Source organism: Dickeya parazeae Ech586 (assembly GCF_000025065.1).
Lineage (GTDB): Bacteria > Pseudomonadota > Gammaproteobacteria > Enterobacterales > Enterobacteriaceae > Dickeya > Dickeya zeae.
In genome coordinates this window covers 2855503-2872967 of the sequence record NC_013592.1, presented here as the reverse complement: position 1 = coordinate 2872967, position 17465 = coordinate 2855503, and the positions used below count along the sequence as shown (strand labels likewise).

Below are 17465 nucleotides of genomic sequence, written 5' to 3'. Positions count from 1 at the left end.
GCGTCGCTACCGACGTCCAATCCGCCGCCGACGGCACGACAGGTGATTTTCGCCGGTAACACCGTGCTTTGTTTGGTTACATCCTGTCGAAGACGCATCGGCCGTGCATCCCTCCCTCATCGCTGTACGATATCCACCTTATGTGACTGGCCGTCATCGACCAGCGGGATTCGGTCACCCGGTAGTACGTTGCCGTCCAGCGTGACGCAATAGTCATCGTCGCCACGCGTCACCGTTATCTGATAATGGCTATTGCCATGCTGATAGCGCAGGCTGACCGATGGCCAGTTCTGGGGGAGCAAAGGATGGACGGCAATCGTTGTGCCGTGCCGTTTGACACCCAGCAGCGCCTCGACGATCAACCGGTATGCCCAACCTGCCGAGCCGGTATACCAGCTCCAGCCCCCGCGCCCGGTATGGGGCTCGACGCTGTAGACGTCTGCCGCCATGACATAGGGCTCCACTTTATAGCGTTCGACCGCGTCGGCGTTCAGGGCGTGGTTGATGGGGTTGATGAGTGACCAGAGTTGCCACGCGCGTGCCGTATCTCCCCGGTGTGCAAACGCCATCACTGCCCAGAGGGCACCGTGAGTATATTGTCCGCCGTTTTCTCGCACGCCGGGCGGGTAACCCTGAATATAGCCCGGACTGGGGCCACGGCCGTCAAACGGCGGTGTGAGCAGCTTTATCAACCCCGCGTCATCATCCACCAGTTGCTGATCCAGCGCCTGCATGGCCTGCGCGCAATGCTCCGGGCTGCCCGCACCAGACAAGACGGCCCAGCTTTGGGCGATGGCGTCTATCTGACACTCCGGCGAGGTTTTAGATCCCAGCGGTTCCCCTCGGTCAAAATAGCCCCGGCGATACCAGTTGCCGTCCCAGCCTGCGGTTTCGAGGCTGGTTTGCAAACGCGCCGCTTGCGTACGGCACAGCGCGACGATGTCGTGTTCCTGTTTCTGTTCGGCCAGCCGTGCAAAGCGTTGTAACACGTCGTAGAGGAAAAAACCGAGCCAGACGCTTTCTCCCAATCCGGCCAGCCCGACCCGGTTCATGCCGTCGTTCCAGTCGCCACTCCCCATCAGCGGCAGGCCGTGCCGACCGAAGCGCAAACCATATCGGATCGCCTTTACACCATGTTGCCATAGTGTTTCCTCAAGAGTGCTGACGGTGGGTTGTTCGTAGAGCGACTCTTCACCGGGTTGGAGTTGTCGGCCTTCGAGGTACGGCTGCCGTTGTTCGAGAATGGCGGCATCGCCGGTGGTTTCCACGTAATGGCACAGGGCGAACGGTAGCCAGAGGTAATCGTCCGAGCAGTGGGTTCGCACACCGTTACCCAGCGGCGGGTGCCACCAATGCTGAACATCTCCTTCGATAAACTGCCGTGACGCGCAGAGTAGGATCTGTTCGCGCAGCCGCTCGGGGGCGGCATGGCTCAGTGCCAGAGCGTCTTGCAACTGGTCACGGAACCCGAATGCACCGCCGGACTGATAGTAGCCGCTGCGCGCCATGATGCGGCTGGCGAGGGTCTGATAGAGTAGCCAGCCATTAGCCAACAGGTTGACGGCGGGATCGGGGGTGTCGACTACGATGTTATCGAGCAGGTTTCGCCAATAGCGATGCACGCAGGCCAGTTCAACACGGGCGGCGTCTTCGCTGAGGTACTGCGCGATCATCAACTCCGCGTGCTGGTGACGCTGCCCGACGCCCAGCACGAAGACGAATGTACGCTGATCGCCATCGATGAGCTTGGTGGTCGACTGCACGGCGGCGCACGGGTCCAGCCCTGCACCGGTGTTATCCGACAGGGTGCGCTGCGTCATTGCCGCTGGCTCGCGCCGGGAGCCGTTGCGGCCAAGAAATTCCCGTCGATCGCCGGTCACTGAACAGTGAACACCGGTGACAGCGAAGAACGCGGTTCGTTCCGAGCCATTACTGCGGTAAAAGTTATGTGCCAGTACGCCGCAGCCGTTGGTGACCGCGGCGGGGCTGGTCACCACGTGCATGGCAGAGTGGGTGCGGGATTCACCCAGCGTCCATTCCACATAGCCGGTGGCGGAAATCCTGCGAGTACGCCCCGAGTTGTTGCTAAGCGTAAGGATCGCGAATTTAACCGGGGCGTGCTCGGCTACCAGCACCGTCAGCTCACTGTCGATGCCGGTCTCACGGTGGGTGAAGACGCTGTAGCCAAAGCCATGGCGGGTCAGGTAGTGTCCGCTGCCGCGTACCGGTAGTGGCGTCGGTGACCAGACCGCACCGCTTTCTTCGTCGCGTAGATAGAATGCCTCTCCGGCGTTGTCGCTGACAGGGTCATTTTCCCAGGGCGTCAGTCGGTATTCGTGTGCGTTTTCATACCAGGTATAGGCCTGTCCTGCTTCAGAAATGACGGTGCCGAACTGGGCGTTGGCCAGCACGTTTGACCACGGTGCCGGGGTCGGGGCGTTGTCCGCCAGCGTAATCTGGTATTCGCGCCCATTCGCAGAGAATCCGCCGTAACCGTTGAAAAACAGCAGGTCACGGGTGTCCGGCTGCCAGGGTTCATGCTGATTCACCGGTAGCCCGGTATGCGGAATCAACGTCGGCTGCATGGCGACAGTGGCCTGAACGCGCTGATTAAGCTGCTCTTTTAGACCGCCTGCCCGGTCGTCAAGCAGAATGTGTGCAACGCTCAGCAACAGCAGACGATCGTCCGCCGACAGCAGTTCGCCATTGCGTACAAAAATACCGCCGGGTTTGTCCATCTGACTGGTGGCGGAAACGGTGCCGATCAGATCCATAATCTGGTGGTACAGCTCCTGCTGGTAGCCGCCCTGACTGTCATTGAGGATCACCAGATCAACCGATAGCCCTTTCTGACGCCAATAGTGATGTGCCTGGATCAGCGTGGCTATCTCCGCAAGACTGTCGTTGCGGGTGACGTTAAGGATGACAATAGGGAGATCGCCGGAAATCGCCCACCCCCACAGGCCGGGCTGTCCGCGACGATTGCGACTGATGATGGATGCGTCGGCGCGCAGTTCCGGGCCGGGGAACAGTAGCGCACTGGCGAGGCGGTTAAACAGTGTGGCGTCGTCTTCGTTGGCGTTGATTTGCCGCAACATGACCTGACTGTGTGACCACGCGAGTTCAAAGACACGTTCGGCGATCGGGTGATCGCGGTATTTTTCCAGTAGTGCCTGACTGCGCTGGCGGTTGTCCGCGACGCCATACACCATATCGACGATGACCGGCTTGCCCGGCTGCAACACAACCGACTGACGGATGGCGAAGATCGGGTCCAGCACCGGCCCGGCAGTATTACTGAGTGGGCCGTTTTGCCTCAGTGCCAGAGCGTTGGCGGTGGTTCGCCCACGGCCGAGGAATCGTGCTCGGTCCGTTTCGAACGACGTTTTTTGCTCTGGGGTTTGTCCGCGCACGACCATCATGTGGAATAACCACACACAGGGGTCATCGGGCGAACGGGGGCGGCGATGGCATAGGATCGTGTCCTGCTCGGGTATCAGTTCTGTCTGCACGAACAGCTTGCTAAACGCCGGGTGCGCCAGATCGCTGGCGGCATAAGCCAGCACGACTTCGGCGTAGGTCGTCAGTTCAAGCGTTCTCGGCTGGCGACCGCGGTGCAGCAGGGTTACGCGGCGCAGTTCGATATCGTCTTCCGGCGAGACCACGATTTCCGTTTTGATACTGAGCGTGCCTTCCGTGCGCCTGAATTCCGCACTGGCGTCGGTGAATATCACGTGATATTGGCTGACTGGCCCACCGAGTGGTTGCCAGGCGTTGCTCCAGACATCGCCGGTTTTCGGGTCGCTGATATAGCAGAACGTACCCTGGTCATCACAGGTGGTATCGCTGCGCCACCGGGTCAGCGCCAGATCGTTCCAGTGGCTGTAGCCGCCGCCAGACTGGGTTACCATCAGGTGGTAACGGGTGTTGGACAGTAGCTGAACCTCGGGGGGCAGATTGCCGACGCCGGTGAATTCACGCGCTTCATAGCGTGCAGACGGCAACGCCCCTTCATGCGATTCAAAGTGGCGGCGCGGGCTGTAAAGCTCAATGGCGTCCGGCGTGCGTTCCTGTAACAGCAGACGTGCCGACTGAAAGGCCGGGCAGGACATAAATCGGTCCACCATCGGGGCATTAAGTAGCAGGTGGGATAGCGCCTGAAACGCCATGCCTTGATGATGCGCCATCCATGAGCGAACCACGGCGTACTGCTGGCCGTTAGCCAGTCGGGACGGTGTGTAGTCCAGCGCTTCGTAGAAACCATACTCACCACGGGCACCGATTTTTTCCAGATTGACCAGATTTTCGTAGGCTTTTTGCGGCACCACCATTAGCGCCATCAGCGTGGCGTAAGGCGCGATCACCATGTCGTCTGCCAGACCGCGCCGTAGGCCGAGGCCCGGTACGCCGAATGCGTGGTACTGATAGTTTTGCTGCGCGTCAAAGGCGTAATAACCCGATTCCGAAATCCCCCACGGCACACCGCGCGCTTTACCCCAATCGATCTGGCGGTTGACCGCCGAGTGGTTCATCGCCTCCAACAGGCTCCCTGGATAGGTAGGCATCACCAGACTGGGCATCAGGTACTCGAACATCGAGCCGCTCCAGGACATCAGTGCCGTTTCGTTATTGATAGTGGTGAACAGGCGACCGAGTGCAAACCAGCTTTTGAGCGGTAACTGGTTGGTGGTGATCGCCAGAAAACTGGTCAGGCGGATTTCCGAAGGCAGCAAATCATAATAACTCGTGTCCAGCTTTTGGTGGTCGCTGTGATAGCCGATGCTGAGCAGGCTGGTCACCGGGTTGTAGAGGAAGGTGAAATCCATGCGTGCGTGCGCATTGAGGCGTAGCTCCAGCTCGGTGATGATGTTTAATCGCCGACGGGCTCGCCCGATTGCTGCTGGTGAAGGTGCGCCTTCGGCGTCCGGTGTTGCCTGCGCCAGCCAGGTCAGCGATGGTAGCGTGGCGGCACGCCAGTCCGGTGTGATCCAGCCCAGAAGTGACGACCATTCCCGACAGAACCGCGCCAGTTGATGTCTGAGATGATCGACCCAGCGGCGAATACGGCTGTCTTCACGGTTACACAACGCGTGCAGGCGGCGGCACTGGGCGCGCATGTTGTTGAGTTCGGCGAACAACAAGGCGGGGGGCAGCGTGGCGGCGCGGGTACAGTGCTTATGCAACTGGCGTAGCGACGTGGGCGCGTTCCGACCCCAGGCGGTTTCCAGCAGACACAGGGTGTCTTCCAGGCCTGCCAGCATCTGTGAGCTGTTCAGGATAGGCTGGTGGCGTGACAGGGTTAACCCGGCGCTGAGTGTGAGGAGATGGCTGGCCATATTGCCGCTGTCCACGCTGGATATGTAGCGTGGATTGAGCGGTGCCAGCGTGCGGGTGTCGTACCAGTTGTATAAATGGCCGCGGTAATGCGCCATTTTATCCAACGTATCCAGCGTATGTGTGACGCGCCGCAATACGTCGCTGAGTGGAATGTAGCCGAAGTCCCATGCCGTCAGGTTGGCCATTAGCGCGAGACCGATATTGGTCGGCGACGTGCGATGGGCGAGCATCGCACGCGGTATTTCCTGATAGTTATCTGGCGGAAGCCAGTTGTCTTTCGCCGTAGCGAAGGTGTCAAAAAACGCCCAGATCTCGCGGCTGGTTTGCCGCAGAAAACGGGTTTGTCCAATGCTTATCGTGGGGGGACGACGTCGTGGCGGGCGGCTCAGCCAGCTTAACAACAGCGGTGCCAGACACCACAGCGTGCCGATGGGTAAGGCGAAAAGCAGCCACATCGGCGCGAATTGTGCCGTCAAAGCGATCAGTGCCAGGCCGGAGACCACATTGAGCCACATCGTCTGGTAAAAGCGCCACGGCGATGCCTCCTCGCCGTCGGCACATTGATCGATGCTGGCCCACTGATGGAGGTTGCGGTGGCTGATACCCAGCCGCCAGAGTGTCGTCAGGATGGCATACAGGGAATAACCGGCTTTATGTGGCAGGGTGGCGAAATCCAGCCCGATACGTATCAGACGTTTGACAACGCCGGAGGATACCAGAATCAGGTGTGGCCAGAACGGTCGCCGCATGGGTTTATTGACCAGATCCAGCGTTACGGCCAGTAGCGTGGGGAGCAGCAGCGTCATGGCGAGTATTCCCAGCCAGTAAAACGGATTGGGCACCAGCAGCAGGGCGCAGAACAGCAGCCCCCACAGCGACGGGGCTACCAGACTGCGGCGTAGATTATCCAACAGCTTCCAGTAGGAAAGCGCACTCAACGGGTTTTTAACCCAAGAACCGTCCGCGGTTTTGACGCGTGGTGTGAGCCAGTTGAGTAACTGCCAGTCGCCACGGATCCAGCGACTATGCCGGGCGACGTCGGTCAGGTAATTATTCGGATAGTGTTCGTACAGCAGGACCTCGCTCAGCAGACCTGAACGGGCATAGCACCCTTCGAGCAGATCGTGACTTAATACCAGATTTTCAGGGCAGGTGTTGTGTGTCGCCTCAACGAAGGTATCGACGTCGTAAATGCCTTTACCGACGAATGACCCTTCGCCAAACAAATCCTGATAGACATCGGATGACATCATCGAGTAGGGGTTGTTACCTGCCACACTGCTGCATATCGCGGCGTAGCGCCCCTGACCGTTTCGTGGGATCTCTTCCGCCAGCCCCGGTTGTAAAATACCGTACCCTGTCACCACCCGTCGTTTAGTCGGGTCATAGACCGGATGATTCAACGGGTGTGCCAGCGTAGCGACCAGCTTATGCGCTGTATCGCGCGGCAGCACCGTATCGCTGTCCAGCGTAATGACATACTTCACCCGCTCAGGCAGGCCTTGCTCATCCCCCACCACAGTGGAAAATTGCGCGCCAGGCTGACGCAACCAACTGTTTAGCATCGACAGCTTGCCACGTTTGCGCTCATAGCCCATCCACACGCCTTGCTGCGGGTTCCACTGGGGTGAACGGTGCAGCAGGTAGAACAAGGGGCGGGAACCCTTTGCGTAGCGGTGATTCAGATTTTGTATTTGTGACCCGACCCAGCTCAGTAGCACACGGTTTTCCGGTGTGTTTTCTGTCGGTGAGTCGGTGAAGTCCGTCAGGAGTGCGAAGTAAAGATTCGCACTGTTATTGCCGAGATAGCAGACCTCCAGACTGTTGATCAGCCGGTCTGTGCTCTCGCGGTGCGTCAGCAGGCAGGGGATGACGACCATTGCACTGAATTGCGGCGGAATGCCGGTGGAGAAGTCCATGCGAGGCAGTGGCAGCGGGGTACGCCAGCGGGTGACGGCCTCGCTCAGCAGATGACTCGCTAACTGGCTGATGACGACTGCCAGTGGCAATGCCATCAGCCACAGCGGCCAGTGCATACCTTGCTCATGGGTTTTCAGCACCATGTCGGCGGTTAAGGTGAGGGTCAGCAGGCTTAAACTACCCAGCCATGACAGTAGGGAAACCTGATTGAAGCCCTGCCTCAGCCGAGTGATCCACGAGGTGTTCACGGCTAACTGCCGTTCGAGTTCGGGCCTGCCTGCACCAATCAGGTAATAGCCGACGTGATATCCGGGCGTTGCGGTGTTCGCCGCCTGCGCCTGCGTCAGAATGTGGCGGGCAATATCCAGTTCGCTGTGACGGCTGTGCCGTGCCAGCGTTTCAATGCTATGCCGGTAGTTGTCCCGGGTATCGAAGTGCATATCGGGATACACCCCGGCGGGATCCTGGCGCAGCGTCTGTTCGACCAGGCTCATCGCCTCGGCAAAATCAGTCCAGTTGGTTTCACTCAATTGCCGCAGACCTGCGATGCTGTTACTGACAGAAAGCTGGCTGGCAGCAAGTTGCTGATTGAAGCGTCGGATCAGGACGTCAGTGGTGATGCCGCTTTCGGCCAGACGTTGTTCCACCCAGGTGAGGGGTAAGGCCAGCATAGCGCCGCGTCCTTGCAGCCGCCGCACCATCTCCGCCACAAACGCGCTGCTTAACGGTGGGCGGGAGCGGGCCAGATCAGCAATGACCATAATTACATCCACCGGGGTGTTTTCCGCACACTCCAGAATGCGTGTCACCCAGGCATCGGCCAGATTGCGCGCTTTCTGCGCGTTAGCGACTTCAATGCTGATACGCCGCAAATTCTCGATGATTGCCAGGCGTAGCATCCCTGGTAGCGCCCAAAGTTCGCCCAGGCTTAGCGGCGTGACCTGTTGATAAGCAGCGATATAGCCGGTGAGACTGGTGGTGTCCCAGCGCCCGTCACCATGGGCAATCGCTTCGGAAGCAATATCATAAATTCGTGGGCAGTCATGCGGCGGGGCCAGTACCGGAAGGCCTTTGCCAAAATTCTTTGGCAGATGGTGCCGGACCATGCGGATCTGTTCTTCGATAAGATAATAATTATCCAGCAGCCATTCCCCCTCCGGCGTAATGCTGGACTGAGCGGCGGCATTCAGCACATAGCAGTTGCGGGTAATCATCGCTTCGTTATCTTTCAGACGCTGCAATAAATAATAGGGTTGCCTGGTGGGGGAGAGCTTGTGCGAGTGCGCCAGTTTCTGGCCATAACGTTCCATTTGTGCACGTGAAAATAATTCTGCCTTGATAGCAAGATCGTAGGCGGACGCATTGTCTTTCCACACCGGCTTTTCCGGCTGGGCTTTTTCTGGCTTATGTGCAGTAAGCCACTGTTTAATATTCGTTTTCATGACGGTGCTCATCAGGCGTAGTGAACGCGCAGGAGCAGTTGTTTAATCGAGTCAGAAACGTTCTCTCAGGATGATGTGTAACGGCATCGGGGATTTAACAGCTGCAAGAGTGATTTCCGATCTATTTCGCTGTCTCGCAAACAAACAGCGATTTACATTGCGGGCAAAGCATTGTTTGCTTTCGGCGGATTTTGGTCGTGAGCTGGAGGGCCTGATGCCCGCATATCGGGCACGTGATGGTCGAGTGCGTTAAGCTACCGATGTGTTTCATTGCGTAATCGAAGAAGGACATAGTGATTAACCTTTCAATGAATGAGATTCACCCTACCACTGATAGATTAAAAAATATACAATAATGCATGAAATGTGATGGGACAGCGTCGCCCGGGAAACGCATCGGCATCAGCAAACTGGTGATGGTGTAAACCTGAGTGGCATCAAGGTCAGCACCGATTTGACTCTGGCGTAAAACCGGTTTTTCTATTCAAGCCGACCGGGGGAAACAAACACCATCGCCTTTTCGTATAACTTTCGTTCATCGACAGACGCGTTTGCTCTCGAAATACGAATAAAATCCCGCATAATTTCCTGAGCGATCGTATCCTGGTTAACGATGCCATGACAGTTGATGACGCGTTCGACGGCAGCGCCGATGATTTCGTGCTGGTTTTTCATGGTGTTCTCTCGATGGCAGATGTTCACTGAAGACATCAAAAGCCTCAGCATGACGCCAGGCTTTTCTGGATGGAGGAGGGAGACGTTACATTCTTCCGTTGATGCGCTGATTATCCCGAAGCACATCGATTGCCGTTTGCATAGCAACTTTATTGTCACGTCGCTTTTGACTCCTCTGCATGACCTGCAAATACTCAAGCAACGTCCTGGTGTTAATCGGACGACCCAGTTTTCCGACCTCAAGTACCGCATTACCCAGGATGATTTTTACAGGAGGAAGTTGTGCCGGATACCAGTCAAGTGTGTCTTCAGATTTCATGATGAAAATTCTCCGGGAAGGGTATCGTACCACTATGTAGCGGTGCACACCTCATGCCGATCGTTTCTTGTTCGATGTTATGGTAAATTAAGGCTCATTCTTCAAGAGAGTAAGCTCCATGCCATCCCCCCTCGAACATGCGATCAGGCGTATCAGCAACGCCAATTGCGTTACCGTCAGTTGCCCAATTTGCGGACATAAATCACGCCAGGTAAAGACGAAGGTCATGCGTGAAATGACGCTTATCTGCCCACGCTGCAAGACCCTGTTTGTCATTCATCGCTAAGATGCCGTTCTTGAGTCCACTGCCTCTGGACAGTTTTTACTGACACACACTGACCCTGTGGCAGAAGGAACGTCATCGAATGACGGTGACGTAAGATAGCGGCGCAATCTCCCTCGCAGACGTACTTCGGTAGCCGGTAGCCTCGCAGATCTATGAGATGAGTCGAAACAAGGCTAATCTACTGTCCTACATCATATTCTACGTTTTATGTGGCTCTTGCGAATTTCTCGGCATAAGCATTTTTTTATTATTTAAGGGATATAGAGGAACAACATGCCTGCACCGATCAGATATGTTCAGGACAGTAGACAGTTGCCGGATCAGGCAGACGTGGTGGTGATTGGCGCGGGTATTGCTGGCGTGGCGGCAGCCTATGAGCTGGCGAAAAAAGGCGTCAGCGTGTTGCTGTTGGAAAAAGGGCTGGTGGGTGGCGAGCAATCCAGCCGCAACTGGGGATGGTGCCGACAGCAAAATCGCGATGAACGCGAATTACCGCTGATCATCTACGCGTTGCGCCGCTGGGAAGCGCTGCAACAGGAGACCGGTGAGGATCTGGGCTTTCACCGTTCCGGGCTGCTGTACACCACGGTGGATCAGGCGGAAATCGATGCCTGGGACAACTGGGGCAAGATGGCGAAGGCCTACGGTGTACGCAGCGATATTCTCAATGCCGAGCAGGCCAAAGTAATGACGCCAGGCAGTACCACCGCGTGGCTGGGGGGCGTCTCGTCGCCGACTGATGGTCATGCCGAACCCGCGCTGGCTTGCGCCGGGTTAGCTATCGCCGCGCAACGTCTTGGTGCCAGTGTTATCCAACAATGTGCGGTGCGCGGGCTGGATATCAGCGGTGGACGGGTCAGCGGCGTGTGGACTGAGCGTGGCCGGGTCAAAACCTCCACCGTGATTTGTGCTGGCGGTGTCTGGAGCTCGCTGTTCTGCCGTCGTCACGGTATCGAACTGCCGTTGGGCAATGTGATTGGTACGGCGTTTCGTACCGCGCCGATCGAGCAGGTGATTAGCCTGCCGTTTTACACTGCGGGGTTTGCCTGCCGCCCGCAGTCAGACGGCAGCTATACCGTGTCGGTATCCGGGCGCGGCCGACTGGAGCCAGGCTTCCAGAGCCTGCGCTATGCCCGACAGTTTTATCCGACCTTCCGGGCACGGCGTAAAAATTTGTCGTTCCGTCCGGGTATTAAACCCTTCCTGTGCGGGCCGGAGTCACGGGCGGCCTGGTCATTCGACGGTCTGTCGCCGTTTGAGAAAACCCGTATTCTCGACCCGTTACCGGATATGGCGATAGTGAGCGACGGGCTGGCGGCGATGCGGCGTGAATACCCGGCGCTGGCCACTATCCGCGCTGTACAGGCGTGGGGCGGGATGATCGACAGCACGCCGGACGCGATTCCGGTCATTTCACCAGTGGAGAGCCTGCCGGGGCTGGTGCTGTCTGCCGGATACAGCGCGCATGGCTTCGGTATCGGGCCGGGAGCCGGTCGACTGGCGGCAGATCTGGTGACGGGGGATACCCCGATTGTGGATCCAACCCCGTTCCGCTACGCCCGACTGGTAGACGGTTCCGGGTTGAAAGCGCCGGGCATGATGTGAGGAGCATGACATGACGATAACGTTACGTGCCATGACGGCAGCGGATGCTGATTTTGGCTGGTCGTTAACCCAGCAGACGAACTGGCCGCACCGGCTGCAGGACTGGCAGGACGCGTTGCGGCTGGGGGAGGGGATGCTGGCGGAAGAAGACGGGCAACCGCTGGGAACCGCGGTGTGCTGGCGCTGGGGTGACCGTTGGGCCACTATTGGCCTGGTCGTGGTGGAGAAACAGCAGCAAGGGCGTGGCATCGGCCGGTTGCTGATGGAAGGGTTACTGGCCGGTCTTGACGGTTATCAGGTGCGGCTGCACGCCACTGCGGCAGGGCAGGGGTTGTATGCCCAGTTGGGATTTACGGCGGTGGGTGAAATCCATCAGTATCAGTGCCCGCAGTTACCGGCAATCGCTGCGCCCACGCTGGATGATGGGCTGCAACTGCGAGCCGCTATGCTGGCGGATGCTCACCACCTGTCGATGTTGGATCAACAGGCGCATGGGTTGGCACGCCCGGCGCTAATCGCCTGGCTGTTGCGTCATTCAACGTCGATGCGGGTACTGGAGCAGCATGGTCGTATCGCTGGGTTTGCCGCGGTGCGACCTTTTGGCCGTGGGTATGTTATCGGCCCGGTGATTGCCGACAGCGCCGAACATGCCCGTTTGTTGATCAGTGCGTTGATGACTGAGCTTGGCGGCGAGTTTGTTCGTATCGACACTGACGCTGCTCTCGGACTGGGGAACTGGCTGGCGGAGTGCGGGCTGCAACGGGTCGATGCGCCTATCACCATGATCCGGGGCACACCGTGGCAGCCAGAAGCGGGCGGTATGCAGGCCTGGACGCTGATGACGCAGGCGATGGCGTAATCAGGCTGGGTCTGTACACCGATAGCGCATATCGGCCAGTTGGCACTGGCCGTGATGGCGACAGTTGGGCGGCATGGGCCTGTGTGCCCGGTCTTATCGTGACTGGCGGGGTGGTTTATTTGCCCATCATGTCGGCCAGTTGCTTTTCATCGGGCAGGCCGACGACCTGTTGCAGGGCGTTGTCGGCATTCATGTAGTAGATAGCCGGTGTCACGTTAGCGCCCAGTTCGTCAAGCAACTGCTGGTTGAATTGCAGCTTCTTCACGACATCGGGCGGTGTAGCGTCCGGGAACGGTGGCACGGTTTTCCCGTTTGACAGTTCAAAGTCGTGCCAGGCTTGTGCGGGGTTTTTCGCACTGAGGATCGCAGCGGCGTACCGGCCGCTGTCCGGGCGGATAATCCCAACCAGTAATGTGTGTATCTGCACCTTACCGGATGCCACCCAGGGTTGAGCCTTTTCCCAGAACTGCTTGCAGTAGGGGCAGAATGGGTCAGCGAATACCACGATGGTGCGGGGAGCATCAGCCTTACCTTCAGCAATCCACGGCGCGCGCTCCAGTTTTTTCCACATTTCTCGCCCGGCGGGCAGGTAGAGTTCCTTGTCAATCAACTGTTCGCTCAGATTGTTGCCTTGCGCGTCGTACATGTAGCCAGATATCGCGTGTTTGCCATCGGGCGTCAGATAAATGGTGACGCCCATTTTTTGATATTCACCCAGCCAGCCTTGCACGCCACCGGGTGCAGAAAACGGTTTGATAATTCTGATACCCTGCTTTTCAAGCTGTTTTACCGCAGGCGGTATGGCGGTGTCGGCCTGTGCCGATACCGCAGCAAGCAGGGAGCAGAGCAGTAAATAACGGTATTTCATCCTGATGTCCCGATACGTTTTTATGTGTAGCGTGCCATGTGGTGAGCGTCGGTAGGCCGAAGGGCAGCTACCGGGCGAGGTATCACCGACGCGCTTTTCAGCGATTATTCATTTACTGAATAGTACGGTTACGCCCTTCACGCTTGGCGGTATAGAGGTTTTTATCTGCCAGCGGAAATAGCTCATGTACTGTATCCACCAGGTGTTTACCCGCTACCTGTGCATGGGCAATGCCAATGCTGACGGTGACCGGCACGTGCTGTTGGTTGAACAGAAATACGGTGTGCTGGATAGTTTGACGCAGTTCGTCGGCCAGCCGGTAAAACGCGGGCGGACTGTAATTAAAGCATACGACGGCAAACTCTTCCCCGCCGATACGACTAACCAGCCCCTGTGCAGAAACCGTCCGTTGTATCACATTGGCGACCTGTCGCAGGATTTCATCGCCGCAGTCATGCCCGAAGCTGTCGTTGATGTTTTTGAAGTTATCGATGTCGATCAGCATGATGTTGACCGCATCCTGTTGTGATTTGATGTTCTGATCGTGCGTGGACAGCGCTTCGGTAAACCCGTAGCGCGACAAGGTGTTGGTCAAAAAGTCATGGCTGGCCTGTCGCAGCAGGCGGGCGTTTAGCTGGCGGATGGTTCGTGCGTTGGTTGCCATCATCAGCGGGCTGAAGATGGTGGCGGCAATGCCGATGCGCGCAATCACGACCTGATGCAGAAACATCGGGTCTTGTGGGTTATAGAGCGCGTAAACATGCTCGGCGGTCATGATTAACTCTGTCGCACCGACGCACAAGGTGATAAGCCGAATCAACCATAACGGGTAGACAATCGCGCACCAGGTTAATGCTGGTAAGGGGAACGCCAGAATCGCGACCGGGCCGAGCAGCGGGGCGATGCAGATAGACAGCAACAGTAACAATAATGGCAGGGCATCCGCCATTTGCAGCGACGCCGGGAGATGCAGCGGGATCCGGCTTTGCAGGGTTAACAACAGCGGCAGGAACAGCACCGCTGTGTAGAACTGGTCGCTAAACCAATTGAGAAAATTACTGCGAAATATCGCCGCCGGGAAGGTGGGCCAGGGCTGCTGCGCCAGAGCCCCTACAAAACCGCAGGCCAGAGCGGCAATCATACACGCGGCAAACACATACAGTGAGCTGATCATGTCGGTTTCCCGGCGTGTCAGGAGCCCCGGCCAGTTGAGCAACTGGGTGAGCACAACGATAAACGCGATGTTGGCGGAGTTGATGGTCAACGCACTCACACCCCAACCATAGAACATCGTATCTTGCAGAATCATCGCGGCGTAGGCGACGAGGTAATACCAGGGATTATTCAGGTATCGGCAGCGGTAAAACAAGGCCGCGATGATAATGTTCACCGGCCAGAATACGGATAAATCAATGTTGGATAACCGGGCATGCGCGCCGATATTACAACCCACCAGCGTCACCATGAAGACATTCAAACTGTTCAGCCCGGTGCTGCCGTTTTTAAATAAAGCCACGTTCAGATGCATGCCGTCGGTCCACTTTCAGGTTTCAGAACCTTCCCCTGGTGCTAATCGTTGTGACGTTGTCGCTATCTGGCTACAACGGTTCACACGTAGAGCCGGTATAATACAGTGTTATCGATAAATAATATGAAAAAAGCCCATTCCGCACTGTTTCTCTTTTATTCTATTTCTTTCAATTCGTTACGAACAGAGGTGGGCAATCAACATTGATCTGCCGTTGCCATGGGTGTTGGCCGCTATCCCGTCGTCGCCGATTTCAGAGGCTTAGGATAGCCTGAAACCGGTGCCAGGATAATCCATATCTGCTTATGTGGCCGTCCCTTGAGTCAGCATGACGACACAAGAGACAGCTTGATGGCGGGGAAAACGGGGTATCAGACGTAAGAATCGTCGTCGTCGTAGGAGTCGTCGGCAGAGAAATCGTCGTAGTCGTTACCCTGCGGGTCGCTGCTGACATTACTCCACTGGTCGTTGTTGCCTGTACCGTTGAAGGTATCCAGATTATCCGCGCTGAAATCGCGGAAATTATCGCTGGCATTGCCCAACGGATTGTCGTTAATCATCGGTGTTTCATTGATGATATTGACGATTTCCTCTGGCTGTGAACGATGGAACATGCCGGTCAGCATATCCGCCAGCACGACGCCGCCTGCCACGCCAGCCGCAGTTTGCAGCGCACCACTCAGGAAACCGCCCGCGCGGGAAGGGGCTGGCTGGGCATAACCCGGCGCAGGCTGGCCGTAACCTGCTGGCGGCGGAGTGTATCCCATCGGCTGGCCGTAACCGGCAGGTTGGCCATAGCCCGCAGGCTGCTGACCATAACCCGCCGGTTGTGAAGGTTGAGCCGGTTGTTGTGGCGCGCTGCTACGGCTGCCGCCGCCAAACAGACTGGACAGAAAACCACCGCTGCTTTGCTGTGGGCGCACAGCGGCTTCTTGTCTGAGCCGGTTAACCTCGGCTTCCAGCTCTTTCACACGCTGATCCAGTTGTTTGAGCGCCGCTTCCTGAATAATCATCGCCTGCGCCATGTAATAAGGTGCGGCGGGCTGCTGGCGAATATAGTCGTTGATTTGCTGTTCTGCCTTGAGATCCCGAGGGCCCGTGTTGGTCTCGGCTGTCTTCAGTCGGCTAAACAGACCATCAATAAGGCGTTGTTCTTCAGATTGCATAGGATTACCTCAAGAGATATTGGATTGCAGACCGGGCACACGGTGGGCGGTCCTGCGGCTGTTTTATCACACCCTTCGCCGTCATCCTACTGTGTTCCCGTCGGCGAATACATGGATTGTCAGGTAAAGCTGCTTACAAATTTGTTACCAATTACAGCAAATCGGCGTCCGTGGTTGTGCCGATTTTTGTCTTACCTTTGCCGCTATTGATATTTTACCTGCGTGGGGAAATCGGGATTAATACCTCTCAGCCGTTATCTGTCGCTACGGTTTGATGGCGTCATGTTTTGGGTTCGTTTTACGAACCGGTTTTCCGATTATCGACCATGAGGAATCACCATGTCCCCTTCGTCTTGTTGCGGTTGCTCCATGTTGAATGTCACGACATCTCTACATTTCATTACTGGAGTTAGCCATGAGTCACACCGAAACCTTGCCCGTACTCGATTTTTCGCTGCTTGAAGGCAATGCCCGGCAACGCGCCGAGTTCCTGCAACGCCTGAATCACGCCGCACGTGAAACCGGCTTCTTTTATCTCACCCACCATGGCGTCTCGCCGGAATTGCAACAACGCGTTCAGCGCGTATCGCGAGCTTTTTTCTCTCTGCCGGATGATGAAAAACAGCACGTGGCGATGATTCGCTCTCCCCATTTTCGGGGGTATACCCTGGCAGGTGCCGAGCGAACCCGCAGCGCGCCGGACTGGCGTGAGCAGTTTGATATTGGGGCAGAGCGCCCGGCGTTGCGCCTGCTGTCGGGCGATCCGGCCTGGCGGCGACTGCAGGGGCCGAATCAGTGGCCTGAATCGCTACCTGCGCTGAAAAGTACACTGCTGGAATGGCAGCAAACCCTGACCCGAATTTCACTGCGCCTGTTGCGTGCTTTCGCTGAGCTTCTGGGGTTGCCGGTCACCGCGTTTGATGCGTTGTACGGTAATAAACCCAACGAGCATATCAAGCTGATTCGCTATCCCGGGCAACCGGTGGTAGGCAGCCAGCAAGGGGTTGGCGCGCACAAAGACTCCGGTTTTCTGACGCTGCTGTTGCAAGATGATCAGCCCGGCTTGCAGGTGGAGCTTGAACCGGATAGTTGGGTCGACGCGCGTCCATTGCCGGGTTCATTTGTGGTCAACATCGGCGAGTTGCTGGAACTGGCGACCGATGGCTATCTACGTGCCACGGTGCACCGGGTGGTGTCGCCGCCGCCAGATCAGGAGCGCTTATCCATCGCGTTCTTTCTTGGTGCACAACTGGATGCAGTGGTGCCGGTATTTCCTCTGTCGCCCACGCTGGCAAAACTGGCGCGCGGACCCGCCAGCGACCCGAACAACCCGTTGCTGCGTGACGTCGGCTGGAATTACCTGAAAGGGCGCTTACGTTCCCACCCAGAGGTGGCGAAGCGTTATTACGGCGATGTGTTGCAGGCGCAACAACAGGCAGAGACCGTCTGAGACGTAAAAT

General features: G+C 57.2%; 11 protein-coding genes. 4 read left to right on the top strand and 7 right to left on the bottom strand.

Annotated features, from left to right (window positions below):
* Positions 1-116: 116 nt before the first annotated feature.
* The 4 genes from DD586_RS12605 to DD586_RS12595 form a co-directional block, all read right to left on the bottom strand.
* On the bottom strand, positions 117-8699 hold the full coding sequence (locus DD586_RS12605) for a GH36-type glycosyl hydrolase domain-containing protein (protein ID WP_012885210.1): 8583 nt from the start codon (positions 8697-8699) through the stop codon (positions 117-119).
* A 121-nt stretch (positions 8700-8820) separates the two neighbouring features.
* The gene (locus DD586_RS22290) at positions 8821-8991 is read right to left on the bottom strand and encodes a YnfU family zinc-binding protein (RefSeq protein WP_226092910.1); all 171 of its coding nucleotides are present in this window, start codon (positions 8989-8991) and stop codon (positions 8821-8823) included.
* Between the two features lie 188 nt (positions 8992-9179).
* Complete coding sequence (locus DD586_RS12600) at positions 9180-9374, bottom strand: hypothetical protein (protein ID WP_157668902.1); 195 nt, start codon at positions 9372-9374, stop codon at positions 9180-9182.
* An 85-nt stretch (positions 9375-9459) separates the two neighbouring features.
* Complete coding sequence (locus DD586_RS12595; protein WP_012885208.1) at positions 9460-9693, bottom strand: hypothetical protein; 234 nt, start codon at positions 9691-9693, stop codon at positions 9460-9462.
* Between the two features lie 118 nt (positions 9694-9811).
* Between DD586_RS12595 and DD586_RS22505 the strand changes: the two genes are divergently transcribed.
* The 3 genes from DD586_RS22505 to DD586_RS12585 all read left to right on the top strand — a co-directional run bounded on the left by DD586_RS22505 (position 9812) and on the right by DD586_RS12585 (position 12443).
* Complete coding sequence (locus DD586_RS22505) at positions 9812-9979, top strand: YnfU family zinc-binding protein (RefSeq protein WP_226510955.1); 168 nt, start codon at positions 9812-9814, stop codon at positions 9977-9979.
* Between the two features lie 273 nt (positions 9980-10252).
* Complete coding sequence (locus DD586_RS12590; RefSeq protein ID WP_012885207.1) at positions 10253-11584, top strand: NAD(P)/FAD-dependent oxidoreductase; 1332 nt, start codon at positions 10253-10255, stop codon at positions 11582-11584.
* A gap of 10 nt (positions 11585-11594) precedes the next feature.
* The gene (locus tag DD586_RS12585) at positions 11595-12443 is read left to right on the top strand and encodes a GNAT family N-acetyltransferase (RefSeq protein WP_012885206.1); all 849 of its coding nucleotides are present in this window, start codon (positions 11595-11597) and stop codon (positions 12441-12443) included.
* 115 nt (positions 12444-12558) lie between these two features.
* On the opposite strand, the gene dsbG is transcribed toward DD586_RS12585, so the two are convergent.
* From dsbG to DD586_RS12570, 3 genes are all read right to left on the bottom strand, one after another.
* Complete coding sequence (dsbG, locus tag DD586_RS12580; RefSeq protein ID WP_012885205.1) at positions 12559-13311, bottom strand: thiol:disulfide interchange protein DsbG; 753 nt, start codon at positions 13309-13311, stop codon at positions 12559-12561.
* Between the two features lie 112 nt (positions 13312-13423).
* Complete coding sequence (locus DD586_RS12575) at positions 13424-14839, bottom strand: GGDEF domain-containing protein (RefSeq protein WP_012885204.1); 1416 nt, start codon at positions 14837-14839, stop codon at positions 13424-13426.
* 371 nt (positions 14840-15210) lie between these two features.
* On the bottom strand, positions 15211-16005 hold the full coding sequence (locus DD586_RS12570) for a DUF2076 domain-containing protein (protein WP_012885203.1): 795 nt from the start codon (positions 16003-16005) through the stop codon (positions 15211-15213).
* A gap of 415 nt (positions 16006-16420) precedes the next feature.
* On the opposite strand from DD586_RS12570, the gene DD586_RS12565 reads away from it, so the two are divergent.
* Positions 16421-17455: an isopenicillin N synthase family dioxygenase gene (locus tag DD586_RS12565; RefSeq protein ID WP_012885202.1), complete on the top strand. Its 1035-nt coding sequence runs from the start codon at positions 16421-16423 to the stop codon at positions 17453-17455.
* Positions 17456-17465 lie beyond the last annotated feature (10 nt).